Source organism: Pedobacter sp. GR22-6, assembly GCF_037402555.1.
Lineage (GTDB): Bacteria > Bacteroidota > Bacteroidia > Sphingobacteriales > Sphingobacteriaceae > Pedobacter.
On the sequence record NZ_JBBEUC010000002.1, the window covers coordinates 1,168,075 to 1,193,027 of the forward strand.

21 protein-coding genes are annotated in these 24,953 nt (G+C 43.0%); 14 read left to right on the forward strand and 7 right to left on the reverse strand.

The window, feature by feature from the left end:
• Positions 1-24 precede the first annotated feature (24 nt).
• The 12 genes from WAE59_RS12570 to WAE59_RS12625 all read left to right on the forward strand — a co-directional run bounded on the left by WAE59_RS12570 (position 25) and on the right by WAE59_RS12625 (position 11,255).
• A complete protein-coding gene (locus WAE59_RS12570) occupies positions 25-2,724 on the forward strand; it encodes a DUF5695 domain-containing protein (protein WP_337856313.1) in 2,700 nt (899 codons plus the stop codon).
• Between the two features lie 80 nt (positions 2,725-2,804).
• Positions 2,805-4,706 carry a PAS domain-containing protein gene (locus WAE59_RS12575; RefSeq protein ID WP_337856314.1) on the forward strand — a complete coding sequence of 634 codons (1,902 nt, stop codon included), beginning with the start codon at positions 2,805-2,807 and terminating at the stop codon, positions 4,704-4,706.
• A 224-nt stretch (positions 4,707-4,930) separates the two neighbouring features.
• On the forward strand, positions 4,931-5,482 hold the full coding sequence (locus tag WAE59_RS12580) for a TerD family protein (protein ID WP_337856315.1): 552 nt from the start codon (positions 4,931-4,933) through the stop codon (positions 5,480-5,482).
• Between the two features lie 144 nt (positions 5,483-5,626).
• Positions 5,627-6,205 carry a YceI family protein gene (locus tag WAE59_RS12585; protein WP_337856316.1) on the forward strand — a complete coding sequence of 193 codons (579 nt, stop codon included), beginning with the start codon at positions 5,627-5,629 and terminating at the stop codon, positions 6,203-6,205.
• Positions 6,206-6,613, forward strand: a complete 408-nt coding sequence (locus WAE59_RS12590) for a hypothetical protein (protein WP_337856317.1) — start codon at positions 6,206-6,208, stop codon at positions 6,611-6,613. It abuts the gene before it with no gap.
• Between the two features lie 103 nt (positions 6,614-6,716).
• Entirely contained in the window at positions 6,717-7,328 is a 612-nt protein-coding gene (locus tag WAE59_RS12595; RefSeq protein WP_337856318.1) for a YceI family protein, read from the forward strand.
• Between the two features lie 33 nt (positions 7,329-7,361).
• Positions 7,362-8,738: a hypothetical protein gene (locus tag WAE59_RS12600; RefSeq protein WP_337856319.1), complete on the forward strand. Its 1,377-nt coding sequence runs from the start codon at positions 7,362-7,364 to the stop codon at positions 8,736-8,738.
• 98 nt (positions 8,739-8,836) lie between these two features.
• Positions 8,837-9,199, forward strand: a complete 363-nt coding sequence (locus WAE59_RS12605; protein WP_337856320.1) for a hypothetical protein — start codon at positions 8,837-8,839, stop codon at positions 9,197-9,199.
• A 139-nt stretch (positions 9,200-9,338) separates the two neighbouring features.
• Positions 9,339-10,019, forward strand: coding sequence for a YceI family protein (locus tag WAE59_RS12610; RefSeq protein WP_337856321.1), 681 nt, complete (start codon positions 9,339-9,341; stop codon positions 10,017-10,019).
• Positions 10,020-10,144: 125 nt separating this feature from the next.
• Positions 10,145-10,513, forward strand: a complete 369-nt coding sequence (locus WAE59_RS12615; protein ID WP_337856322.1) for a nuclear transport factor 2 family protein — start codon at positions 10,145-10,147, stop codon at positions 10,511-10,513.
• 95 nt (positions 10,514-10,608) lie between these two features.
• The gene (locus tag WAE59_RS12620) at positions 10,609-10,992 is read left to right on the forward strand and encodes a hypothetical protein (RefSeq protein ID WP_337856323.1); all 384 of its coding nucleotides are present in this window, start codon (positions 10,609-10,611) and stop codon (positions 10,990-10,992) included.
• Positions 10,993-11,057: 65 nt separating this feature from the next.
• Positions 11,058-11,255 (forward strand): hypothetical protein, encoded by a 198-nt coding sequence (locus WAE59_RS12625; protein WP_337856324.1) that lies wholly within the window; start codon positions 11,058-11,060, stop codon positions 11,253-11,255.
• An 18-nt stretch (positions 11,256-11,273) separates the two neighbouring features.
• Here WAE59_RS12625 and WAE59_RS12630 read toward each other — a convergent pair whose 3' ends face one another.
• From WAE59_RS12630 to WAE59_RS12640, 3 genes are all read right to left on the reverse strand, one after another.
• Positions 11,274-13,259 (reverse strand): beta-L-arabinofuranosidase domain-containing protein, encoded by a 1,986-nt coding sequence (locus WAE59_RS12630; protein ID WP_337856325.1) that lies wholly within the window; start codon positions 13,257-13,259, stop codon positions 11,274-11,276.
• A gap of 143 nt (positions 13,260-13,402) precedes the next feature.
• The gene (locus WAE59_RS12635) at positions 13,403-14,425 is read right to left on the reverse strand and encodes a PorP/SprF family type IX secretion system membrane protein (protein WP_337856326.1); all 1,023 of its coding nucleotides are present in this window, start codon (positions 14,423-14,425) and stop codon (positions 13,403-13,405) included.
• A 3-nt stretch (positions 14,426-14,428) separates the two neighbouring features.
• Positions 14,429-19,477 carry a PKD domain-containing protein gene (locus WAE59_RS12640; RefSeq protein ID WP_337856327.1) on the reverse strand — a complete coding sequence of 1,683 codons (5,049 nt, stop codon included), beginning with the start codon at positions 19,475-19,477 and terminating at the stop codon, positions 14,429-14,431.
• Positions 19,478-19,731: 254 nt separating this feature from the next.
• Between WAE59_RS12640 and WAE59_RS12645 the strand changes: the two genes are divergently transcribed.
• Positions 19,732-20,283 carry a GNAT family N-acetyltransferase gene (locus tag WAE59_RS12645; RefSeq protein WP_337856328.1) on the forward strand — a complete coding sequence of 184 codons (552 nt, stop codon included), beginning with the start codon at positions 19,732-19,734 and terminating at the stop codon, positions 20,281-20,283.
• A gap of 60 nt (positions 20,284-20,343) precedes the next feature.
• Here the strand turns inward: WAE59_RS12645 and WAE59_RS12650 are convergent, their stop codons facing one another.
• Both WAE59_RS12650 and WAE59_RS12655 read right to left on the reverse strand, forming a co-directional pair.
• Entirely contained in the window at positions 20,344-21,003 is a 660-nt protein-coding gene (locus WAE59_RS12650) for a hypothetical protein (protein WP_337856329.1), read from the reverse strand.
• 265 nt (positions 21,004-21,268) lie between these two features.
• The gene (locus WAE59_RS12655) at positions 21,269-21,865 is read right to left on the reverse strand and encodes a hypothetical protein (RefSeq protein ID WP_337856330.1); all 597 of its coding nucleotides are present in this window, start codon (positions 21,863-21,865) and stop codon (positions 21,269-21,271) included.
• Between the two features lie 173 nt (positions 21,866-22,038).
• On the opposite strand from WAE59_RS12655, the gene WAE59_RS12660 reads away from it, so the two are divergent.
• Entirely contained in the window at positions 22,039-22,767 is a 729-nt protein-coding gene (locus tag WAE59_RS12660; protein WP_337856331.1) for a phytanoyl-CoA dioxygenase family protein, read from the forward strand.
• 1,011 nt (positions 22,768-23,778) lie between these two features.
• Here the strand turns inward: WAE59_RS12660 and WAE59_RS12665 are convergent.
• Together WAE59_RS12665 and WAE59_RS12670 are read right to left on the reverse strand one after the other, a co-directional pair.
• Positions 23,779-24,246 carry a hypothetical protein gene (locus WAE59_RS12665; protein ID WP_337856332.1) on the reverse strand — a complete coding sequence of 156 codons (468 nt, stop codon included), beginning with the start codon at positions 24,244-24,246 and terminating at the stop codon, positions 23,779-23,781.
• A gap of 120 nt (positions 24,247-24,366) precedes the next feature.
• On the reverse strand, positions 24,367-24,834 hold the full coding sequence (locus WAE59_RS12670) for a hypothetical protein (RefSeq protein WP_337856333.1): 468 nt from the start codon (positions 24,832-24,834) through the stop codon (positions 24,367-24,369).
• Positions 24,835-24,953 lie beyond the last annotated feature (119 nt).

The following is a 24,953-nucleotide window of genomic DNA, read 5'->3' on the forward strand; positions in this document are numbered from 1 at the left end:
ATTATGCTGCTTTAGCAGTTAAAAATGAAACACATTTCGATTAGTTTAGTAGCATTAGCCATCTTGGTCTCCGAAATTTCAATGGCACAAAATCCATGGGATCAGCTTTCAAAGAGACCCGCAACCCTCGGCATTGAACAGGGATATATGAACTTTAAAACCAGCAATTTTAAAGTTAAATTATTAAAATCTTCCCAAACCCTTGCCGGATTGGTACCTCTTGCGGATACCGGCTTCAACTATAGCCCTGAGAAATTTCTGAAAAGTAGAAGTAGTGATGGTCTTTACCAATTAGGCGACCTCAACCTTAGGCTTAGATTTAAAGGAGGGGAATGGAAAAAGTTCAGCTCAGCAACAAAAAGGGCTCCAGTTACAGCACTTCCAGTTACAGATAAAACGCTCGCTGCTGCAAGTTTGAAACCAACTTTACCTTTAGATATTCCGCTTGCAATAGAGCGTTCATGGGAGCAGGAAAATGGTGTTCTCGTGCTGAAGTTCAAAATCACTAATTCCTCCAAGTCGGAGATTGAGATCGGATCCCTGGGCATACCTTTAATTTTCAATAACATTCTGCATGATGAAACATTGGATGATGCCCATGCCCGAAATGTATTTTATGATCCATATATCGGTGCAGATGCTGGTTATCTGCAAGTTACCCGCTTAAGTGGAAAAGGACCTGTTCTCCTGGTTTTGCCAGATGGCAAAACACCTTTTGAGGCCTACAGTCCACTTCTGGACGATCCGAGTCCCAGAGGAACTACTTTTGAGGGGTTCTATGAGTGGATGCCTCTGACCAGAGCTCATGTGGAAAGTGACTGGAAAAATGCACTACCATGGAATAAGCCAAGTAGCTTGATCCTAAAACCCGGGGACTCCCGTGAATATGGATTGAAATTTATTATTGCGCCTGACATTCGTGGAATTGAACAGAGTTTGAGGACAGCCGGCAGGCCTGTAGCGGTTGGAATTCCTGGTTACGTGATTCCACAGGATGTAGATGCCAAATTGTTCCTTGATTATAATAAAACAGTGCAGTCGATGGAAGTGTATCCTGTCTGGGCACTGACGATTAAAAAGTTGGCAGTATTGAAATCTGGGTTGAAATCCTTCCAGGTAAACGGAAGGCAATGGGGTAGGTCGAGGTTGACCATAAAATATACAGACGGGACAATACAAACAATACATTATAAAGTCATTAAGCCTGAGTCGGAACTTGTGGGTGATTTCGGAAAATTTCTGACTACGAAACAGTGGTATACTGATCAGGATGACCCATTTAAACGTGTGCCTTCTGTGATGAGTTACGACTATGACACCAGGAAGATTGTAACTGAGGATAGTAGGGCTTGGATCGCAGGTCTGAGTGATGAAGGCGGGGCTGGCAGCTGGTTGGGAGCTTTAATGAAGCAGTTGGTCAGTCCGGATCATTCAGAGTTGCTCAAACTTGAACAATTTGTAAATCAGACCATTTGGGGAAACCTGCAAATCAGTGCCGATTCCGCGAAATATGGTGTAAAAAAGAGCTTGTTTTATTACGAACCTTCGGTTATGCCTCAGGGAACTTATAGTGCCAACGTCAACTATAAAACTTGGGCAGCATGGCCATTAAAGGAGGCGAATTCACTTGGTCGCTCCTACAATTATCCGCATGTAGCTGCCGCCCATTGGGTACTTTACCGCTTAGCGCGTTACCACCAGGGCCTGGTTACCCAAAGAGACTGGAAATGGTATCTGGAAAGTGCATATCAAACCGGAATGGCTATGGTCAATTTGGCTCCTCATTATGCGCAATACGGACAAATGGAAGGTTCCGTTTTTTTATACATCCTCAATGACTTGAAAAACGAGGGTTTAATAGAAATGGCAGATCGTCTGGAGCAGGCCATGAAAAAAAGGGCACTGCACTGGCGAAGTTTGAATTATCCTTTTGGTAGTGAAATGCCCTGGGATTCCACTGGTCAGGAAGAGGTGTATATGTGGTCTGATTATTTTAATTTCCATGACAAAGCAGAGGTCACTTTAAATGCCATATTGGGCTATATGCCCACTTTACCGCACTGGGGGTATAACGGCAGTGCCCGTCGTTACTGGGACTTTTTATACGGAGGAAAACTGGCACGGGTGGAGCGTCAGTTGCATCACTATGGTTCTGGCTTGAATGCCATTCCTGTGTTAAAGGCTTTCAGAAACCGTCCGGATGACCTATATTTACTAAGGGTTGGTTATGGAGGTTTAATGGGCTCAGTTGCTAACATTACAGAGGAGGGCTTCGGACCAGCCGCTTTCCATTCCTTTCCATCTACGCTTAAGATTGATGCACTATCCGGCGACTACGGTTCCAATTTCTATGGATATGCAGTAAACACCGCTACCTATATCGTAAATGATCCGGTCTACGGATGGTTGGTGTTTGGAGGCAATTTAGCACATAAAGGCAAGCAAATCGAAGTACAAATGACTACGGCAGCCCGGTCAGCCGTTTTTATTGCGCCATTTCAGGTTTGGCTAACATTGGATGCCGGGATGATCAATTCAATCAGTTTTAATCCTGAGGCAGACGCAATTACCTTAAACCTTGCCGCAGCAGATGAGTACACAGAAAAGGCCTTTTTGCATATAGAAGGGAGCTATAAACCAGTGTCTGGATTCAACAAATCGAAAAATGCTTACGAGATTCCATTGTCGAACACTACGACTACGATCATCTTGAAAAAGAATTAAGCACTTCAAACCTATGATCGGGCAGATAATTTCAGAAAAAAAATTATCTTGCAGTTGCTATTCATGTGAAACACAAAAGAATGTCATTGGAACAAATAGATACTTTGTTTAATTGCCTGCCAATGCCAAGTGTGTTACTGAATATTGATGCGCCGGATTTTACCATAGTCGCTGTAAATAACGCATTCATCAATTTAACTTCTGTTTCTAATAAAGAGGTGGCTGGACTGCCTTTTTTTGAAGCTTTTCCTATGAATCTGGATGATGATGGTACCAGGATACAAAAAATAAAGTATGCATTTGATTATGTAATTGCAGAACAGAAACCATTTCAAATTGAAAAACATCGGTATGACATGGCTTTCGGGGCTGATCATTCTTCCGGTCAATGTTATTGGAAAATAGATACTTATCCATTGTTTGATAATGAAGGAAACCTCACTCACATTGTTCAGAGTTCGGTGGACATCACCTCGATTCATCTTGTAGAGCAACAATTCTTTAATGAATTGAATCAGTTGGAGAGTGACATCATGAAGCTCTATGCGAAAAGCAGTACTTCGACAACAGCAGTGCTGTCGGCCTATGTATCCGGTGTAGAATCGTTGTTTCCAAGAATGACCTGCTCAGTCATGCGCGTGAGAAATCAATGCCTCTATAACTGGGCATCACCATCACTTCCCCTCGCCTTATTGGATCAAATGGAAGGGCTCGAAATTGGACCTGCTGTAGGGTCTTGTGGGACAGCAGCCTACCTCAAAAAGACAGTGATCGTAGTTGATGTGGACAAAGATCCCCGCTGGGCTCCATTCAAAGATGTGACGCTTCAGGCCGGATACCGTGCCTGCTGGTCGCATGCCATCATTGATTCCTCTGGGGAAGTAATGGGTACCTTCGCTATTTACTATAAGGAATTGGCAGGGCCCGATGAACAGGAGCAGCAGATCATAGAAAGGGTTGTTTCTGTATTGGCAGTGATTCTGGAAAACCGACAATATGAAGAAATGATCACTGAAAATAGCCAACTTATGGCACAGGGTCAGGAATTGGCACAGTTTGGAAACTGGTCCTGGGAAATCCCGGATAATGTGGTGAGTTGGTCAGATACGCTATTTCATATTTACGGAATAGATCGGACTCAATTTAAGGCCACTTTCGAAGGTTATCAGGGAATGCTGCATCCTGAGGATCGGGATCGTGTAGCTCATATCATCGGAAGCGTCCTGCAAAATAAACAGGACGTTGAATTCGAAGAACGGATTGTACGTCCGGACGGGGAGATTCGCTACCTCAGGTCATGGGGCACATTGAAATGTGATGAGCATGGAGAACCGCTAAAAATGATAGGGGCATGCCTGGATATTACGGAGAGCAAAAAAATACAGCAAGCAAACAAAGAACATCTGGATCGCTACAATGCCGTAGCCAAGGCAACCAGCGATACCATTTGGGATTACAATATGCTGACCGGAGAAGTTACCTGGAATCCGAATGTAACCAGTATGTTTGGTTATGAATACCCACTGGGTACCTATAGCTGGTGGTATGAGCATGTACATCCTGAAGATTTGAATCGGATGATTGGCCTGATTGCCGACAAGGTCGCTCAAAAAGAAGCCCGCTGGCATAGCGAGTACCGCTTTCGCTGCGCCGATGGAACCTATAAGTTTGTGTTGGATCGTGGTTTCCTCATATTTGACGAGCGTGGTCAGCCTATCAGGATGATCGGCTCGATGCAGGATGTTACAGAGCGCGTGGAGTACATCCGTGAGATCGAAGAAAACAATGCCCGGTTGAAGGAGATTGCCTACGCTCAATCTCATTTGGTAAGGGCACCACTTGCAAGAATCATGAGCTTAGTCCAGCTATTGAAAGATGCAGAATTTGATACGCATAGTCAGTCCCAGTTGTTGAGTTACCTAAGTCAGTCGGCCGATGAACTGGATTTGGTTGTAAGACACATCATCAGCAATAGTCAGTAGGTTGACGACACAAATGCCAACCCCATATTCTTTAAAGATTAGTGCTCAAGCCGATCACCCGTAGTTACATTTCATAATTTCCCCCTGCCAAATAGACAAAAATTAACCCGGTTATGTTTTTAAAGATTATTTCCTAATATTTGAATGAATCGATACACTCATTGCAATAGCATCTCCCACTTCAATGTTTGGAGTGCAAGGATGGAAAATTAAATTTAAGATACATGGCAATCAATTTACAAAAAGGACAGCGCGAAAATTTGAAAGCTCCGAAGTTTACAATCGGACTGGGATGGGATACCAATAGATCGGCAAGTGGTTATGATTTTGATTTAGATGCCTCCGTGTTTATGCTCGGAGAAGATAAACGACTAATTGCCGATGAGTATTTTGTGTTTTATAATAACTTAAGCTCTCCTGATGGTGCATTGCTTCATACAGGAGATAACTTGACGGGAGAGGGAGAAGGAGATGATGAAGCTATCAATGTAGATCTTACCATCGTCAATCCGGCAGTAACCGAACTGTGCATTGTTGTTACCATACACGAAGCGGTCGCACGCAGGCATAATTTCGGACAAGTAAAAAACTCTTTTGTTCGCATTATCGATACAGACGGAGAAGAAATTATGAGGTACGAATTGGAAGAAGATTTTTCCATCGAAACCTCTGTAGAATTTGGAAGGATTTACCGTCGTAATGGAGAATGGAAATTCGAGGCTGTGGGCATTGGAATGAGGGGCGGATTGCAGGACTATGTGAACAAATACCAGTGATGCGCACTTTGATTAAAGAATGACGAAAGTCATGCCTATAAATGATACTAAGCATTAGGCGTTAATGATATAAAGTCAACATTTACCTATTCTTTCATCGCTATGAATGACCAGGTAAAAAGACTCAAAATTATAATAATGTTTATGCTGGCACTCATTCCTGTATCCAGGTTAATGGCTGGTAATATTGCCGATCCTATAAAATGGATATTGACTAAAGAATGTACGCTCAAGGTGAATGGCAGTACCAATATTAATAAATTCAGCTGTATAATTCCGGAATATGCCAGGCCGGATACCTTGCTGTTTTACAGAAAAAAAAATGAACCACTGCAGTTGAGCGGCTCATTGTCTCTTGATGTGCAAAATTTTGATTGCCACAATCCAGTCATGACCAGTGACTTAAGAAAAACCCTTAAAGCTAAGATATACCCCAGGATCATCATTCACTTTCTCAATTTGAGCAAATATCCTGATCCGGATATAAAAGAAGGAGTATTGAAGGGAGCAGTCACCATTGAACTGGCCGGGACTACGAAGAGATTTGAAGTAGACTACAGGTACATTACGCTCGCCAATGGAAATCTTCGTTTGATCGGAACAAAACAGGTTAATTTTTCTGATTTCAATATCAGCCCGCCAAGAAAGTTGGGCGGTATGATTAAAACGAATAATGAACTCGTTGTTGAATTTCTCCTTACTATGAAACTTAATACCCAATAAATGAAAAAGATTATCCTGTCCGGTATCATTACCGGAGCCTTCCTTTTTATACTAAGTTATGGCTGCTTATATCTTGGAATCAGATTTTTTCCAACGCTGTTTATAGATTACAATAATCCATTATTTAATTCAGAAGGCAACAGAGATGGCCTGTTTTATCTGCATGCTTTTGTCATTAGCTTTGCATTGTCCTGGTTTTGGGACCGTTTTAAAGGATTATTGAAAGGCCATTTCATCCTTAGGGGATTTGAGTTCGGTTTTATTTATGCGATGGTGTCTTTACTCCCGGTTATGTGGATTACTTTCAGTTCACTCGACATTACCATATTTATGGTTCTTAGTTGGTTTTTATATGGATTTGCTCAGGCGGTGATAGCAGGTATATTACTCGGAAAACTCAATCCTTGATCAATTGAATAAGGTGATGAGGATCATGTATTTAAGTGTCATTCCTCATCTTGTCTTCCTTTTGGTTTAATTACTTTTGGTTAAATAATTTAATCAAAGTGTTATGAAAAATCTCTTATACTCCAACCGCCTGAAACTTTTACTATCTATTGTGCTAAGTACATTGTCGCTAAGCCAGCTGCAGGCTCAGGTGGTTTATAAGCTCAGCAGTTCAAAAGACAATATTATAAAAATCGCTGGCAAATCAAATGTACATGACTGGACAATGCGCGCGGAAAATCCAATATGCGAAGCTAGCTTTGGTGCACTTAGCGCTGAAGAAAGTGTTCCAAGAAGCCTTACGGTACTCAATTTCAGTGTCAACGCAAAAAATCTGAAAAGCGAGAGCGAATCCATGAATAACAGGACCTATAAGGCCATCAAAGCCGATAGTTATCCTCAAATTACTTTCAAACTGAAGGAGGCTGCCATTACTAACGTTCAGAAAGGAAGATTTCTGATCAACGCAAAAGGTACGCTAACGATTGCTGGTGTCTCCAAAATAATAGAGTTGCAGGTCAAGGCTGAACTCAAGTCAGATCAGAGCCTGTTGTGTACCGGCGAGGAAAAGATAAAGCTCACCGACTATGGTATACAGCCTCCCAGCTTTATGTTGGGCGCTATGAAAGTTGGTAATGATCTCGATATCAGCTTCAGCCTCAATCTGAAAAAGTAATGCTCAAACTTAGAACGTAAAATACCTAATATCATGAAAGCTATACAAATAAACCGCCTGATGTCTTCAATGACATTGATGGCCATGTGTTTACTCCCTTTGCTCAGCAAGGCTCAATTTCAGAAAATTAACAACCTAAGGGCTTACGATCAAACCGGGATTAATGTCTTTGAAGACCCAAAAGATACACTCACTACATTCGAAGGATTAAAGCTTAAATTTGGCGCTGGCTTCACTCAGCAGTTCCAGGGTTTAAAACATAAAAACCCAGGTGCTTTAAACAACAATATTGGTGCTGTAGGAACACCAGGAAACAGGCTAAGGAGCATCACGCCTGGTTTTATGACTGCACAAGCCAATTTGTTTATGGACGTACAGCTGGCTGACGGAATTCGCTTGAACATCACCAATTATCTTTCTTCAAGACACCACAACGAAGTGTGGGTTAAAGGCGGCTATATTCAGTTTGATAAACTTCCATTTGAAGGCCAGTTATGGGAAGAGCTAATGAAAATTGCCACAATCAGGATCGGGCACTATGAATTGGATTACGGCGATGTCCACTACCGGAGGAGTGATGGTGGCAATACCATTTACAATCCATTTATGGAAAACAATATTATGGATGCTTTCGCCACTGAAATAGGTGGTCAGGTTATGCTCAGGAAAAACGGATTGTTTGGGTTGATCGGAATGAGCAGTGGTATGATCAAAGGAAATATTGATTCGCTTACTGTAGCGGCAAATCCAGATGGAGATTATACCAAATCTCCTTCTCTATTAATGAAAGGAGGCTTGGATAAACAGTTGACTCCCGACATCAGGTTAAGGCTGAGTGGATCTTACTATGGCAATCAGGGTGGAGGAGCCAATACCTTGTTTGGAGGCGACCGCACCGGTTCAAATTATCAATTTGTAATGGAACCAAATACCATTTCTGAATCTACGGCAATGGCCTTCTCCGGAAGGTTCAACCCGGGTTTCACGAAAAAAGTAAATGCCTTAATGTTCAATGGATTCTTAAAAATTAAAGGTGCTGAACTTTTCGGAACTTATGAATTGGCATCGGGTAGAACCGCAAAGGAAACGGATACGAGGGATGCCAGACAATTTGCAATTGACGGTGTCTATAGATTCGGTAGCAACGAACAGCTCTTCATCGGTTTGAAATATAACACCGTTTCTGCCAGACTCGCTAATAATGCCCTTGGATCTGGTGCCGGTCCGGTTACTTACAATGCTGATGTGAAAATAGACCGTATTGCAGGTGCTGCAGGGTGGTTCATGACCAGAAACATCCTGATGAAAGCTGAATATGTAGTACAAAAATATAAGGACTTTCCTGCTGCCGATCTGCGTTCCGGTGGAAAGTTTAAAGGTTATGTGATTGAGGCAGTTGTCGGGTTTTAGCTGAATAAAAGCTGTGAATTCTTAAACTATATTTTAAAGCCATGAATAACTCAATAGAAAACAACCAACTGGACACCGAACTACAGGAGCTTTACCTTATGGGTAAACAGTGGTTATCTGAACTGGACTTTTTTGAAGTAGAAATCAAATCAGTGGCAAAACTGTCCCAAACAATTCCGAATACTGTGGGATTAACCGGAAATCCGATCAAATTATCTGATAGCTATCTTTTGTTAAAAGATGAAATTCTAGCTTTTATGAATACCCTGGGTTTACTTATGGTATCATCAGAAAAGCAAATTACTTTATCTTTAATAGAGAACCATGTAAAATTGGGCAAGAAGGCAGAAGAAATGATGACTGCCTTCAAAGCAGAAAGAAAGCAGGTGTTTGATCATTACTCAAAACAAATACATCAATTGGGAAAACGGAAAAACCCTGAGCGATCAGGAATACTATAATGTCATTAAATAACCTGCTTTAAAGGTATATTTCATTCTGGAATAATAAATCTGGCATCTAATTCACAACTATTTGCAGATGTGGTACAATGGTTGAGCAAGAAAATGAAATAGTTTTAAACCTTTAAATCAAAATCAAATGAAAAAATTAAGTGTAGGTGTGCTGGCAAGTGCTGTCCTCTTTCTCGCAGCATGCGGTGGAAATTCATCCAATAATGCTTCGACGAACACAGAACAGCAGGTAGCAGAAAAAAGTGGAAATGTATATGCTGTAAACCTGGAGAGTTCAAAAGTAAACTGGAAGGCCTTTCATAAAGGTGGATTTGCACCACGGTGGGGTACACTGTCGATTAAATCCGGTGAAGTGTCAGTTGCAGAAAATGAAGTTACCGCTGGTGACTTTGTAATCGACATGAAGTCTCTCCGTGTTGATTCAGCATCTGTAACCGAGAAAGATAAAAAATACACGGAGTTGGAAGCTCATTTAAAAAGCGCCGATTTTTTCGATGTTGAAAAAAACCCGACTGCAGAATTTAAGATTACCCAGGTTGCCACTTTAGCACCCGGTACGGCAAAAGACGCTGTAGAGGGCGCAAATAAAACCGTAAGCGGCAACTTAACGCTACTTGGAAAAACGGTAAACCTAACCTTTCCTGCCAAGATTGAAATGCAGGGAGATGCAGTTTCAGTACTGGCTAAATTTACCGTCAACCGTGCAGATTGGGGAATCAAATTTGGTACATCCGGAGCTGATCCTGCAGAATGGATGATCAGTAAGGATATCGAGATCGGCATTGATGTAAAGGCATCTAAAAAATAAGATCAGGTATTATCAGGGCAATCGAAAGCATCAAATCTGGAGATTGCCCTTTTTAAATTAGTCTCAAAACATTTCCTTTCATCGGATGTTCTCTGAGCAAATAACCGGGGCTAGAACAAGAAGATATGATCGATCAGATTATCCAACTCGAAGAGAGATTAATTAACGCTATCCTTTATAGCGACGTGGCGGTGTTAGATCAATTGCTGCATGCAGAACTTATTTTTATCAATCATTTGGGGATGCTCGTGAGTAAATCGGAAGACCTCGCTCCTCATCTAAGTGCTGAACTTACTTTCTCAGAAATTGTTACCTCAGACCAGCAGATTACGGTTTTTGACGACCTGGCAGTAGTTTCCGTTTTTAAACATATTGTCGGCAGCTATCAGGGAGCTGAATTCGAAAGCAGGGTACGGTTTCTCAGAACCTGGAAAAAGTTTGATCAGAATTGGCTGGTTATAGCTGCCAGCAGCGTTCCCGTAGGAAACGCTTAACTTTCATTTGCTATGCCTTAAACAAATTCTTCTTGTTGGTGTTCTTTTTCTAATGAAATTATTTCGCTAAAGCGATTCTGTATAGAACCTCAAAAATGAAAAACTACATTTATACCACCTGTTGCCTGTTACTCCTGGCCTGTGGACAGTCGCAGAATAGCACGGTGCAAAATCCTGTCCAAAAAGATTCTGTTTCAGTTGTGACTGAATCCGTTGAATCACATTCTAATCCTAGCTCCGTCTCCGAGATCAAAAATGCTTATGCAGCAATCAACGATAAACTGCAGCGTAAGCGCTTAGATTCTGTATCATTCAAATACGATTGTGAAGGCGAAAGGACTGGAACAGTTACTTACTTTTCAGAGCAGGGAAGGCTAGCGCTGATTAAGCATAGTTTTAATGAATATAGCCACTTTTCAGCAGTAGACCAGTACTTTGTTCGTCAGGATAGTCTTTTTTCGTTCACACCAATAGCATAGTTTGGAGTTTTGAGGCTGGCCAGGCCGCAGAGGGTGCTACTAAAGACGACATCACCGAAAACCGTTTGTACATCAGCAAAAACAAGGCTTTGCTTTGCCTCGAGAAAAAGTACAGCAAGCGTTCGCAGTCTTCGGATCTTCCGAACCCGGATAAAATTGCCAATAAAGAAGTCGAATGCAAACCCATTCAGCCCATATTGAAGAACTACGGAAAGTTACTGGCATTTAAAGAAAGCACCAATCACGACTGCCTGGCAAAATAGAAATTCACGAAAACATTTCTACCTGATTACCGGAAATTGAGAGATCCTCAACTCGGTACAACCATACGGTACCAGGGTGATTTCCTCTACTTTATCTTCGGTTTCCATCTGAAAAATAGTGCTGAAGGGAAGTGGGCCGGCCATTTCATTGTAAACCTGCCACAGCGGAATCCGTTTCGCCTTCGTTTTGATTTTTATTGGCGCGTTTTCCAGGTTCCAGGGGTACAGCGAAAGAGCACCCTCTTGTTTTTCCACGGTAAAGTTCGCCGCCAATTGATCGTTTCTGACATTCAATAAACCATAGTTCCATGGAGTGCCGGGCTTTATCTCGTAATATCCATCTCCATACTCCTGTGGGTCAGTTAGATTTTTTACGTATTGCTTATCTTCAGCGATTTTCAGACCGTATACCAATGGACCTCGTTCTATAGAAACAGAACTCTCCTGCCAGGTATTTTTGTAGATATGCATCGGCAACACGAGCTCCAGCACATCTCCTGATTTCCATTCCCGGTTGATTTTTGCAATCTGGTTGCCGGTTTCCTCTTTAAATAGGCTACCGTTGATCTTGATGCTTGCCTTTTTACACCAGGCAGGAATCCTCAGGTGAAAGGGAAATGTAGCTGAACCTTTTTTTGGAATGCTAATCGTAAACTTAATGTTTTCATTGAATGGATAATTCGTCTCTTCGATTACTTTGATTGGCACTTCATTCGCGACTTTCATGCTCACCTCACTTGGCGAATAAACCAGGGCTGCAACTCCTTTATCCGCGGTAGCGTAAAATAGGTTTTGTGTAAATTTAGGCCAACCCTGATGCATGTTGGAAGTGCAACAAGGGTATCCTGTGAGCACGCCGTAGCAAACATCTGTACCGTGATGGTTTACTTCAAAATTTCTGGTCTTACGGGTAGCCATGATCTGATTGGCCTGTTGAAAGTACTGATGCGTCACAAAATCATCTGAGGCCTGGGCAGGTAAGGCATTGAAAGTAATTTTCTCCAGCTGATCTGCAAAATTTACATTACCGGTGATTTCCAGCATACTTTCCAAAGAAAACATCATCTCTACCGCCGAACAAAATTCAGAGCCCTGGGTCGGATTATTGCCATGTAATGCCTCATCACCACCATACATTCCATGTGCCATTCCATTGTATCGGATCAGGTCTTCAAAACCCTTTTTTGTGGCATCCAGGTATTTTTGTTCCGGGTGGTGCTGGTAATAAATGATCGGTTCCTTGATACCCTGAGCCAGGTTGACACAATGAATGCTGGCTTTAGTTTCCAATAATCTGGTATTGGCAAAGGCATTGGTATAATCAAAGGTTTGTTTGTGAATCAGGTCACCCAGTTCCAATAGAAAAGGTTCCTTGGTGATGTTGTGCAACCAGTATACCAGCATCAGATTGTCACCACCCCGGTACTTTGCCCAAAAGGTCCAGTGATCTAGTGGTTTGGCAGGAAGTTCCTTAAGCTGGTACTTAAAATAGTTGCTCATCAATTTGATGACGCGCTGGTCATTAGTGGCAGAATAATACTGTTTCAATACTTTCAGTACCACCATCTTCGGCCACCAATCCTGGCTATTGTCGCGCTGTATCCCATTTTCATACGGATAATCTTTTGAAGGACCGAAGTAGCCATCAGGGCGTTGACTTTTAATCGCCCATTCTATCCAGGGCTTTGTTTTTGCAATGAGTTCTTTGTCGTTAAGTAGGTAGGCAAGAGGCAATAAGCCGTCGAGCCAGTAGGGGCCTCTTTCCCATTGATCTCCGTCGCCACCGAGCCAGCCATTGCGGTTGCCCATTACCGCCGGATACAGTTTATCCAGGCTGCCTGTAGAACCTGTTTTTTGTCGAATGAGCATTTCTTTGAGCCATCCTTTGGGTTTAATAGCTCCGAGGGAAAGTTCTTTGTAAGGGTTCTCTCTAAGTTTCGCTTCCTGTGCATCGAGCCCAAATGGGAGGCAACATAGGGCAATCATTAAAAATTTGAGATTCATATTGTGGTTATGGTTTTATACTCCAACTAAATTATAAAAAATAATGTGCAGCGTTATTCCAGAACCTTGATCGAGCGTCTCAAAGTTTAGGCATTTTGAATCAAATTTATGCTTAAAGGGGATTTAGGGCTAAATCATCTGCACTAATAAAAATCGTAACTCCTTAACCCATTAAACTTACTATAAGAAGAGCTATTGGGAAAATACTTCTCAAATCCTACACTCGCTTCTGTTGTTCCGCTAGTATTCGTATAGTTGATTTTTGATGTGGTCGCGTCATGACTAATGCCCAGACGAAGCTTTTCTCCATTTTTACTGCCTTTGAAAATATCGAAAATGAAAGAGACCACTACCGCGTCTGCTGTGCTGGTCCCGCTCGTGCGGTACCATAATCCCATATTTACACTGGAATATTTGAACTGGGCCCCCATACTGACGGAACTGGAAGCTGCCTGCCGATAATATACGACAGATGGAATCAGGTAAACACCGTCATCATTTTGGAAATTAAACTGCGGATTGAGTGTAATCCGCCAACTGGCATTGGCAACCATGCGCATCGGCAATTTATCCTGGACATCACTAAAGCTCTCGTTTGGGCTGTTTAAGTGATGCAAGGCAATGCCTCCCATAAAATTACGGTAAACCATATTGACCCCTGCGCCGGCATCAAAGTAGCTGCGGGTATTCACCGTAGGAAGTTGTGCATTGGTGATGCTGCCGGGTATATAACCTGTAGAGGCATCAATCTGATCCGAAAATACCAGTTTATTGAGGTCAAGCTGTCTGGATGCCATACCTGCTTGTATGCCAAATGAGGTGACAAAATCGTCACCTCCTACACTATAAGAATAGGTAGCAGCAAGATTGTTCTTGCGCAGATATGCCGATCCTTCGTTACTCCTGCTGAAAAGCAAACCCAGTCCTCCACCAAAATTTGGAATGTTGAGGTCTGCTGATGCACTTAGATAGGAGAGGTCGCCGCCCAGTCCGGACCATTGGTTGCGGTAGATGAGGTTCATCCTGATATCGCCTTCGAACTGGCCCGTCAAGGCCGGGTTTAAATAGACTGGCGCATTAAAAAATTGTGAGTATATATGGTCCTGTGCATACAGTTGTGCTGTAAAAGACAGGATGCAAAATGTCAATAGTAGGCTCTTCCTCATTTCCTATCTGATCAAGTTTATTGTTCCGGTACGTTTTGGACTGCCCGAATTCAGGCTTACACCCTTCCACTCCGAACCGTTTCTCAGTTTCAAATCTATTTTCCAGAAATAGACACCTTCCGGCATTTTCTGCCCGTTATGGGTTCCGTCCCAACCTTCATAGGGCTTTCCATCTTCCAGTTTATTGCTTTGCCAAAGCAGCGTGCCCCATTTGTCGAAGACCATCATTGTCCAGGACTGGATTCCGGTGCCCTTGGCCTTAAACAACCTGAATTCGGTATTTTCACTACCTGGCATAAATGCATTGGGTACAAACAGTGATCCCGGCTCTCCATCTACAAAAACGTTCATCTGATAAGTAGAAGGGCAGTTTTCTACGTTAGTTGCCGTTAGTTTTACCTGGTAGTTGCCCAATTCTTCAAATGCATGTTCGGGATCTTTCTCGGTCGAACTGCTGCCGTCTCCAAAATCCCATCGGTATCTGATGGCACCAGTTGTATTATTACTAAACTTCAGTTTCAACCCTGGATAAGCAATTGGACGGTCGACACTAAAAAGTGTAGCAGGCTGCGCAATCACCGTAATCACTTCCGTTGTGCTCAGGCTGCCGCAATCATTACTCGCAGTCAGCTTTACTGTGTAGATACCGGGTTGTCTAAAGGTGTGGGTAATCTTTTCAGGGGCAGTGTTGGAAAGCTGAGGGGCACTTCCGTCTCCAAAATCATAGGTATAGGAAGTAGCCTCACTGCTGTTGTTGCTGAACTGAACAGTATGTGGTGCACAGCCTTGTTTGTTCTGGGCATCGACCACCAATTCGGCACGAAGGAGATTGGGCAGGATGCTGATCGTATGTGATGAGGTATGCTCGCCACATTCATTTTTCGCAGTCATCCGGATGGTATATGACTTTTTAGTTCCCTGCGCGTCAAATTCGTGAGTCACCGTTCTTCTATCTGTATACACTTCCGGAGCTTTTCCATCACCGAAATCATAAGTATAGGTCGTCGTACTGGCTTCAGGTGAAGTGTTGGTAAAAGCTACGTTGACGGGAGCGCAGCCCAGCGTACTGCCGGGAGAGAATATGGACACCGGTGTACTCATCGTAGTCACGGTGCTTTGATAGACGACACTGGAACCACATGCGTTGCTGGCGCGAAGTGTAACCTGATAAACTTTGTCCTTACCTGTCGGGTCTTGCAGGAAGTTTACCGGATCAGGATTGACGGCCGTAGAGGTATGTCCATTGCCAAAATCCCAGACAAAGTTTACCCCATTGGTGATGTTAGAGGTATTTGTGAAGGTCACCAATATGGGACCGCAACCTGAACTTTGACTCTGACTAAAGGAAGCCCTTACATTCTCGTAGGTCTTGAAGGTCATGGTACTTTCGTCAGGATCACAGCCCTGGGCACTGCTCACTTGCAGTTTGATTTCCACCGCTGTTTTGTCGGTAGTAATGATGTATCCGGGAAAATTGAGCCCTTCGCCGATTTTCTGACCGTTTGCATACCAGGTATAAATGGCATTACGGTCGGCATAATGTGTAGCTTTTACCTTAAAAGCATCCAACACAAAGGGTGCGCAACCCTCGCGGTTTTGGGCATTGAACTCGGCCTTCGCATGAACTTTAATAGTGAGCGTGCCCGTATTGCTGACAGATTCTGTATAACCTGTACAGATGGTACTGCGCACAATCCGCCTGTAGGCAGTAGTTATTTGTACTACCCCTGCTGTATAATCAATTGCAGTAGCACCTGCAATGTCTGTCCACTGCAAACCACCATCAGTACTTTGCTGCCACTGATACAGGTAGATCCCGTTTCCGCCGCTGGGTATACTTCCCTTCATGGCTGCAGCTGCAGTACCCAAACAAATACTTTGATCGGCAGATGAACTGTTGGATAGGCTGATGTTGTTGTTTCCCAAAGGATCGAGTACCTGAATCTTTATCAAATTGCTCAGTAAGGTACAACTTCCGCCACGCGTGATTCTTCTGTAAATGCTGCTTGCATTGACATTGGTCACCAGATCTTTACCGATTTCAGAGCTCATTAAGCCCCAGCTGGCTCCATCATCAGTACTCTGTTCCCAGATATAACTATAGGAACCATTTCCACCCCTTGGCTGTTCCCCGATAATGGTAATTTCCTGCCCCTTACATACCGGACTTGTATTGGCAGAGATATCTGTGTTAGACAATTCGGATAGGTTGGTGATGATCACCTCATCAGATGTTGCACAGCCCGCTGGCGTACTGATGGTCCACCTGAAGGTATAGGTATTGCCACCGACTAGTCCATTTACGGTTGTATTGTATTTACCTGGATCTGTAAAGGTGACCGGGGGGCCGGATACCAGTGTCCATCTACCTGTACTTGTCCCTTCGGGAATATTGGCCTCAAGTCCATATGCAGCATTACTGCAGATCGTTTCATCGGCGCCCGCCTGTGCAATGGTACCGGGCGGATGAACGGTAATGGCAATCTGCCGGACAGTGCCCGGACAGCCGGAACTGGCTATAGGAGTGATGCGGTAAGTAACCACACCAGCTGTATTTCCTGTATTGACCAGGCGATCATTGATCTCCGAAACTTCTATGGCCGTACTGTTTGCTGCAAAGCCTGTAATGTTTGGACTGCTGCTGCTTACCGTCCATAGGTATTTTACATCAGTCAGATTGGAACTTAGACTGATGGCAGAACTTTCGCCACTGCAGATGGAAGCCTTAGCTGCACTGGCAGTAAGTATGGGCCGGGGCATTACAATGACCAGAAGTTCAAAAGCTTCACCCGAACAACCGTTGGCACTGGGCACAATAGTGTATTTTACCGTTCCCGCTACACTCGCGCTGGTGTTGATTAGCCGGTCATTGATCTGGCCCGTGCCGCTCCTAGTCGCACCTGTGATGCCTGTGCTGGCAATGGAAGTCCAGCGGAATGTGCTATTGCTGACATTACTGGCAGGCAGGTAGTCCACGCTGGCATCAGAACAAACGATCTTTTCAGTAGCTGTGTTGATGAGGTTTCTGGGGTTGATGACCACAGAAGCGATGTCGTACACGACATTGCATGGAGCTGCAAGTGCAGTATTGATCTGCCAGCGTAAATTGAGCCCTCCCACGTTTCGTTCAGCCAGAGCAGGCGTATATACGGCATTGGGAGCGAACCTATCGGGAGCGAATGTGCCCGCTCCACCGACCCACTGTGCAGTGTAACCCGGAACCGGGCTCGCATTCAGAGCTACTGTTCCTTCATAGCAAATGGCCGCGGGAGTACCAGCCTCTACTATGGGTGCTGGTCTGAACTCTATCGTTTGCTCATCTTCTACGGCCGTACATCCGTTCTGGTGCACTACTTTGATCGTATAGGTTTTAAATTCGCTAAACTGGATGCGGGGATAGCGGCTGTTGGTTGTCGTGCCATTGACGAAACTGGCCGCGCCACCGGTGACTGTCCAGGTATAGGTATTCGGAGTAAGTGCGATGTCTGGAGTTCCGCTTAGGATTGTCCGTGTTGGTCCTGTATTGGTGTTGAAATCAAATGTTCCAAGGTTGCACAATACCGTATTGGCAGATAATGTGGCCACCGGGGGTGCAGTTACGATCACCGACTGTTCTGCGCTGCTTACTTCTCCACATTTCTGCGCATTGATGGTCAGTTTGACTTTATATTCGCCCGTTCCGTTAAATTTAATTTGCGGTTGTGCGCTGTTTGCCGAAGTCCCACCCACAAATGTAGCAGGAGAGGAGCCACCGCTTACTGTCCAGAGGTAGGTGTTGGTGCCGCAGCCGGAATTGTCTACGAAGGACGTATTCTGTGGCGTGAGGATGTTGGTATTACAAAGTTGGATAGTAGTTGCAGTTCCATTGAGTGTAAAAGACGGCACCGCAGGTTGTTGTATACATACTGTTTTGGTAACCGGCGCGGGCGGACAGGCTGCATTACTGGTAGCTTCTATCGTAACCGTATGATTGCCGGGACTGCTAAACTGATAGCTTAGGTTGAAAGATTTTGGTTTATCTATAGCACCCGGTACCACATTTCCATCTACATACCAGGTGTAGGTACTGATGTTCTGCACACAGCCCGCCTGATCTGCACCTGGATTATCACCGATTATAGAAGTATTGGTAAAGACCGTAGGTGTGTTCAAGCAGGTGGTATTGGAAATGCTGAAATTGTTCTGCGGACGTACACTCACTTTAGCAGTAGTAGAGATTGGCGTGCCGACAGTCCCGCAGGAAGCATTTTGTGCGGATATGCTGATTCCGAATGCATTGTAAACTGTCGTATTCCCAAGGTTGATGACGTTGCCGCAGGCTGTACGCGTGTAGTTATGGCCTACCTTGTTGTCATTGGCCATGATGTCCTTGATGGTGTATACGGTGTTGGTATTGTCACCCCAATCTACCCGATAGCTGAGACCTGGATAATTGTTGATGATCCCATCGTTGCCAGCCACGATCACATTAAATTGCAAGGCATCACCTCCTAAGCACACGTCATTTGTACCAGCTGTACCAAATGCCGTAGTGGCCCTGTTGTTCACAATCATGTAGGCACGGGTTGCGACATTGCCATTCAATACCGCCTTTACCAAGACGGTGTAATGTGCAAGCTGGGCGGTAAATGTCTTGGCCGAGATATCGAAATTGAGGTTGGGGAGTAGTGCAGATGTGAGTTCATTTTTGAATGATGCGCTCACTTCTGCACCCGATGTAGAGCGATTTTCCAGGTTATAATTGAAGTTGTTTCGTCCGGAGCAAAACCCGATCAACTGGTCGTCCCCAGCATTCAGGAGGTTTCTGTTGTATAGGCTTGCTTGTACAAGGGCACCGGTTCTTACCACAAATGGACTGGATTCATTACTCACCAAAGCGGGACTTGTTGATTTTATACGTAAGCGGTAACCCATTCCTGGCGGCAAATTAGCCGGTAAGCGCCCATTCACAAAAGTATTGTAGAAACCATTAAATTCCCCTATGGCTACTTCGGTTGCAAAACTACCCGAAGGGTCAGACAAATAGAGCGTATACTTATTTCCGGGTTTCATGTTACTTGAAACATCCGTGCTAAAAAGTGCAGCAATATCAGAACCTGGTGTATACGGGCCAGCGTCTACAGCCGTTAGATTTATTTGGGCATAGCCAGAAAAGCCACACAGCAAGAGAGCCAAAATGGGGGCAATAATTATCCTTATCAATTTAGAGTGGGTATAGTTGCAAAAATATAATTTGTATGTTAAGAAAATAAAATGTTTTGAACTTTAATTCAATATTTTTATAGCACTTATTTTTACAACTCATTATGTTGAAATTCACGTTACATGATCAGCCTGAAATCTGTACCAACAGATTATTGTTAAGGAAACAAACTGCTCAGGATGCTGTCGCCTTGTTTCAACTTCGAACCAATCCTGAAGTGATGAGGTACATTGACCGACCGCAACCGGCCGCAATAGCCGATTCCGAGAAAGTCATCCGAACAATCAATGAAAATTTCCATAAAGGCATGAATGTAATTTGGGCTTTAACGCTAAAAGATCATCCCGATCAGATGATAGGAAATCTGGGTTATTGGCGTATAGATCTAGACAACCATAGGGCTGAACTGGGCTACATGCTGCACCCCGATTACTGGAGAAATGGTATTATTTCCGAAGCTTTAGCGGCGGTGATTGATTTTGGGTTCAATACATTAAATCTCCATTCCATCTGTGCAAATATCAATCCCGGCAACGAGGCTTCCAGGAAGTTGCTGATGAAACATGGTTTCATCAAAGAAGCCTATTTTCGGGAAGATTATTACTTCGAAGGTAAGTTCCTTGATAGCGAGATTTATGGATTGTTACGCCATTGAAAAGAAGTAAAGAAAGATAGGTTAAGTTCGTTGAGTTTCTCCTTCCGGCAGGTGCCCAATTTACCGCGATCTCAGTACCAATTCGTACTCCTTTACAATCACCGTCTCATCAGGCTGTAGTTTCGTAGCGGATTCTGAATTAAATTCGTTGAAGGTTAGGCCACTATTTGAAGAGACACTTCCTTGCGATGATCTCAGGATGAGGTAAGCCATTGCAGAAAGTCTGATCTCTTTAAAATTACCGTACGCAACCCTGGTTTCTTTAGTAAGTGCTGTATTCCATCGGGAAATTGGTACCCCGTTATAGGTATATTTAAGCAAATGCCACAAGGTAGTGCCATTTGGATTGCGAGGATCCGCGTCTACACGAATTGTCGCTTTTGAGTAGAATAGAAATTGCTTGCCATCTCTTTTGACAGAAAATTTCAAATCCGAATTGCCGATGACTACAGAATCTTCAGTAGTAAAAGTCAGCGCAAGCTCATTCTTATCAAAAGGCTCTTTTTCGAGCGAAAAATAAGGTGTTCCGTTTAATGCAGTGGAAATCTCCATTGCGTTTTTCACCTCGCCAGTGGATCTGAACATCCTTGCTGCGGACTTAACCTCAATGCTTTCAGGATAAAATTTTACAGGAAAAACCTGTTCATTATCCTTTGTGCAACTGTTCATGAGCAAACCGAACAATGCGCAGATTGCAAAGAGTGTCAATTGATTTTTCATATGTTATTTGAAAGGTTAATTTTTGAATGGTAAATGCAGCTAAGATAATTATTATCACAAAAATTCAGTAATGCAAATGAGATAAAGGTGAGTGTAGGTATTTACTTTACCATTCACCTGTCCGAAGCGCCTCCCCACCGTCTATTGACGGAGAAAAGACGGAGAGGAGACGGAGCGGAGACGGGCTGACGCTGGATAGGGCTTAGACTCATCTGCAAAGGAATCGCAGAAAATTATGGGGCTTGGGTAAATTATATTGGGGGAGCTAATAATAAGGCTTATTCTCAAATGCGACCAAGTCCTGGATCTTAGGTAAGGGCCTGATCAGCACTTTGGACTTCGTTTGGTTGTTGATTTTTTCTGAGCCCAATGATTTACTTTTCAGGGTTTTCATTCCGGTCAGCAGATTGAAATCAGTTTCAGTAGTGGTGTTCTTACCGTCCCAGTAAACTTTAAAAAAATGAACGAGTTCAAAATTTCCATTCTGGTATTTGAATGTGTGTAGCGATTGACCATGTCCAGTATCAGATATGATGATCAACTTTCCTTTTTCAATCTCAAAATTGGGAATTTGTCGACCACTGTATTTTCCACCGTTGGGGTATTGCGGTTCAATGAGCTGAGTAGTTGAGGTAACCAGTTTCAGCGTTCTGTTCGCTTGAGCAAAAAATATTTGCAATCTCAGGGGGACGTCTGCAGCTATAGTATCCATGCTCAGGATTACTTTGTCTGCAAGACCGTCACCATTTAGGTCACCCTCAGCTTCCCTGATCTTCGTGTCAAAACGGTCTGCTTTTTTCTTCTGTTGTGCAAATGCACAAACTTGGAGGGAGAGGAAGGTAAAGAGTATTAATTTTTTCATAGTGGAGGGATGCTGGGCGTTTCTAGCATAAATGACGCCAGAAGTATCCAATCTATATAATACACTATAAGGATGGCAATTAAGCAAGCAATCTCTCTCCAAATATCTTGTGTTTTACTATTTTAGCCTCCATGTAAAAATGGTTGTATAAACCTATAACTAAAACCCTTATCATGAAGCAGCATAAATCCCAAATAGAGGCCGAGGGTTTCACAACCATCCATGATATCTTTTCTGATGATCAAATCCAGCAGATTCGCGATATAATAGCGCATGCGAACGGCTCGAATACTACCTTCAGAAGATCTGCAGACCTCTTTGCTATCCGGCAGTTTTTGAAGGAAGTACCGGATATCCACAGCTTAATTTTTAATAATAGTTTTAAAGGACTGATTGGAGAGCTGTTCGGTAAAGACTACTTTGTGGTCAAGTCAATCTATTTTGATAAGCCGGAGCAATCTAATTGGTTTGTTTCTTACCATCAGGATCTTACAATTTCCGTAGATCAGCGATTGGAGTTGGAGGGTTTTACCAATTGGACTGTAAAGCAGGGACAGTTCGCCGTGCAACCACCTTTACATATCTTAGAAAACAGCTTTACTGTAAGAATCCATCTCGATGATACGGATGAAAATAATGGCGCTTTAAAAGTCGTGCCCGGATCGCATTTAAGAAAGGTAGCTCGCTTGGAGGCGATCGATTGGAGTAAACAGTCAGAACATATCTGCCCAGTGCAAAAGGGAGGTGTAATGATCATGAAGCCGTTGTTGCTACACAGTTCTAACCGTACAACCAATAACAGCAGGAGGAGAGTTATTCATATTGAACTTTGCAACCAAGATCTCCCTGAAAGAATGGCATGGTCGGAAAGGCATACTATATTTGAACCGGCCATAAACTAAATGCAATCACAAGATCTAAATTGCTCTGAATTTCCTGAGTGTTAAAAGATTTGTTATATTTAGGTATGCAACCGAACAGGCGCTCTATATTCTTCTTGGTAACACTCTTAGCCATTATTACCCAAGTACCATGCTCTTTATGGGCGCAAAGTGGGGTAGTTGGCAAGTATAAATTATCGAATAATTCGCTCGAACTCAGACCAGATTCCACATTTACCTTCCGTGTGACATTTTGCTTGATACATAGGTGGTCGAGCGGGACCTGGCGGCTAAAAAACGACACCATTTATTTTAAAGTAATCCCAATTTATGATACTGTCACTTATTCTGATGAGCGGATTAATATCACAAAACGCTATCTCTCCGGAGACGTGGAATCAAACCACGCCTATTATCCAATCTCAGCATATAAATTTACATATCCTGATGAATTTGTAACACAAGAGGTACGGCATTTTCCAAAGGAACTTATTTTCAAAAAGAATAAGTTATTTGCAATATCCGAAGACAGGTGCATAATCAGGAAGAAAAATAGAATGTCTTTTTTCAGGAAGGGCTATCCTTCGTGGTACATAAAGGAAGTGAAAAAGTCATGATCTTTAAAAGATTTAATATCTGGATGTATGCAGGAGCAGTTTTGCTGCTAGCTTTGCTGACATTCTGTTCTCTGGTCGCATATGCCGCATTGGAAGAGGGCACTTCCAGAGGTAATTTAATTGAGGCGCTGGCATTCTGTTTTCATATCTGCCGCTTTCCAACTCATACTTTGTTTTTCGAATACCTTGAAGGGGATTTATTTATTTTTACGCTACTCTTTAATTGTCTTTTTAATGGTTTATTGATCGAAAGACTGATCAGTGTGAGGCTTTGCCCGCGTCGAAAGCCTATGACATAAAATGAAGAAATTGAATCCACAGACACGTGCGTTAGAATCAGTTGTGGATTTTTCAAGAAGAAAATATATGCTTGATTTCGGCGGAAAAGAAATAACCGGATAATCGTCCGCGGCTGCTAAAAATGATCTTCTTTCTTGAAGAGGTAGAGCACCTTCGAAGTATCAGATAGGTCTTTGAAATCAAAAACAGCATACCAGCCATCAGATAGCGGTAAAAAGTTTCCCCAGCCTCTTATTTGTTTAATTTGGTTTCTGTCCTTAAAGGAAGAAAGCTCGGTGCCAATATACTTTAAACCCCCAATTTCAAAATTTGGGTCACGGGTAATTATGGATATAATCTTTCTATCTGATACGGCTCCTGTAAATTTTATCCCCTCACGCTCGAAATCTATTTTATTTTTAATACCCAGAGGTGGAGGAAGTAGTATCTTTTGGGTCGAATCAATTGTTGCGTCCCAATGATCACCAATCCTGGGCATGCTTTGTGCAGTTGTATACTCCGAAAAAGCAATTAAGGTAATCAGGATAAAACCGAATAAACGAAGGGATTTTGTAATGAAAGTTTTATTCGGGAAATCGTACATATCGTCAGTGTTTTTATTTGGTCTTGCAATATAAATATCTTTATTGCAAATACAAACTGACGTATGCCTTGGGGCTGACAGATGAAAGAGCCGGCTTAAAATAGATTTGTTTTCCCGCCATCAATTGCTGGTGTTCGCAAATTTTATCGTTTTAATGGCTGTTAACAAGAGTTCCTCATTGGCAGCTGTTAGATTTCTACCATTAAGTTGAAACCTAATTCTGCCATATGGCGTGTTGCCTATGCTGTCAATATAAACACCTGTAAGGCCCTTTCCTGACACCTTAGGCCTTACTATTTTGGCTTTCTTGTTACTTATCGTGGTGAATTCATAAATCTGGTCTTCACCTTCGAGTTTAGAGGAATAGCGACCAAGATCAAAACCGGCATACTCATTCGCGCTTATGCTGAAGCGCCCTACATAGCTGTCTATTCCTTGTACTTTAACTTTTTCCCAGTGACTCGGGACTTCGATGGTAAAATCTTTATAATCCAGGGTTTTGGTAGCAGGCTGGAAAGAGCAGATCAAAAATGTGGAAACAGTGCCTATAAGCACAATGATTTTCGATGGCGTTAGTGTAGCTTTCATGAGCAGGTAATTTGATGAATTGCAATATACCAAACACGAAATTTAATGATGTACATATTTTAACTTCTCAAAGCAGGAATTTAGCCGGAAACTGAAAAAGAAAACCGAGGCCTGCTAGA

Coding starts and splice junctions, on each gene's coding strand:
- WAE59_RS12570 (WP_337856313.1), top strand. CDS start 25: ATGAAACACATTTCGATTAGTTTAGTAGCATTAGCCATCTTGGTCTCC.
- WAE59_RS12575 (WP_337856314.1), top strand. CDS start 2,805: ATGTCATTGGAACAAATAGATACTTTGTTTAATTGCCTGCCAATGCCA.
- WAE59_RS12580 (WP_337856315.1), top strand. CDS start 4,931: ATGGCAATCAATTTACAAAAAGGACAGCGCGAAAATTTGAAAGCTCCG.
- WAE59_RS12585 (WP_337856316.1), top strand. CDS start 5,627: ATGCTGGCACTCATTCCTGTATCCAGGTTAATGGCTGGTAATATTGCC.
- WAE59_RS12590 (WP_337856317.1), top strand. CDS start 6,206: ATGAAAAAGATTATCCTGTCCGGTATCATTACCGGAGCCTTCCTTTTT.
- WAE59_RS12595 (WP_337856318.1), top strand. CDS start 6,717: ATGAAAAATCTCTTATACTCCAACCGCCTGAAACTTTTACTATCTATT.
- WAE59_RS12600 (WP_337856319.1), top strand. CDS start 7,362: ATGAAAGCTATACAAATAAACCGCCTGATGTCTTCAATGACATTGATG.
- WAE59_RS12605 (WP_337856320.1), top strand. CDS start 8,837: ATGGGTAAACAGTGGTTATCTGAACTGGACTTTTTTGAAGTAGAAATC.
- WAE59_RS12610 (WP_337856321.1), top strand. CDS start 9,339: ATGAAAAAATTAAGTGTAGGTGTGCTGGCAAGTGCTGTCCTCTTTCTC.
- WAE59_RS12615 (WP_337856322.1), top strand. CDS start 10,145: ATGATCGATCAGATTATCCAACTCGAAGAGAGATTAATTAACGCTATC.
- WAE59_RS12620 (WP_337856323.1), top strand. CDS start 10,609: ATGAAAAACTACATTTATACCACCTGTTGCCTGTTACTCCTGGCCTGT.
- WAE59_RS12630 (WP_337856325.1), bottom strand. CDS start 13,259: ATGAATCTCAAATTTTTAATGATTGCCCTATGTTGCCTCCCATTTGGG.
- WAE59_RS12635 (WP_337856326.1), bottom strand. CDS start 14,425: ATGAGGAAGAGCCTACTATTGACATTTTGCATCCTGTCTTTTACAGCA.
- WAE59_RS12640 (WP_337856327.1), bottom strand. CDS start 19,477: ATGAAACCCGGAAATAAGTATACGCTCTATTTGTCTGACCCTTCGGGT.
- WAE59_RS12645 (WP_337856328.1), top strand. CDS start 19,732: ATGTTGAAATTCACGTTACATGATCAGCCTGAAATCTGTACCAACAGA.
- WAE59_RS12650 (WP_337856329.1), bottom strand. CDS start 21,003: ATGAAAAATCAATTGACACTCTTTGCAATCTGCGCATTGTTCGGTTTG.
- WAE59_RS12655 (WP_337856330.1), bottom strand. CDS start 21,865: ATGAAAAAATTAATACTCTTTACCTTCCTCTCCCTCCAAGTTTGTGCA.
- WAE59_RS12660 (WP_337856331.1), top strand. CDS start 22,039: ATGAAGCAGCATAAATCCCAAATAGAGGCCGAGGGTTTCACAACCATC.
- WAE59_RS12665 (WP_337856332.1), bottom strand. CDS start 24,246: ATGTACGATTTCCCGAATAAAACTTTCATTACAAAATCCCTTCGTTTA.
- WAE59_RS12670 (WP_337856333.1), bottom strand. CDS start 24,834: ATGAAAGCTACACTAACGCCATCGAAAATCATTGTGCTTATAGGCACT.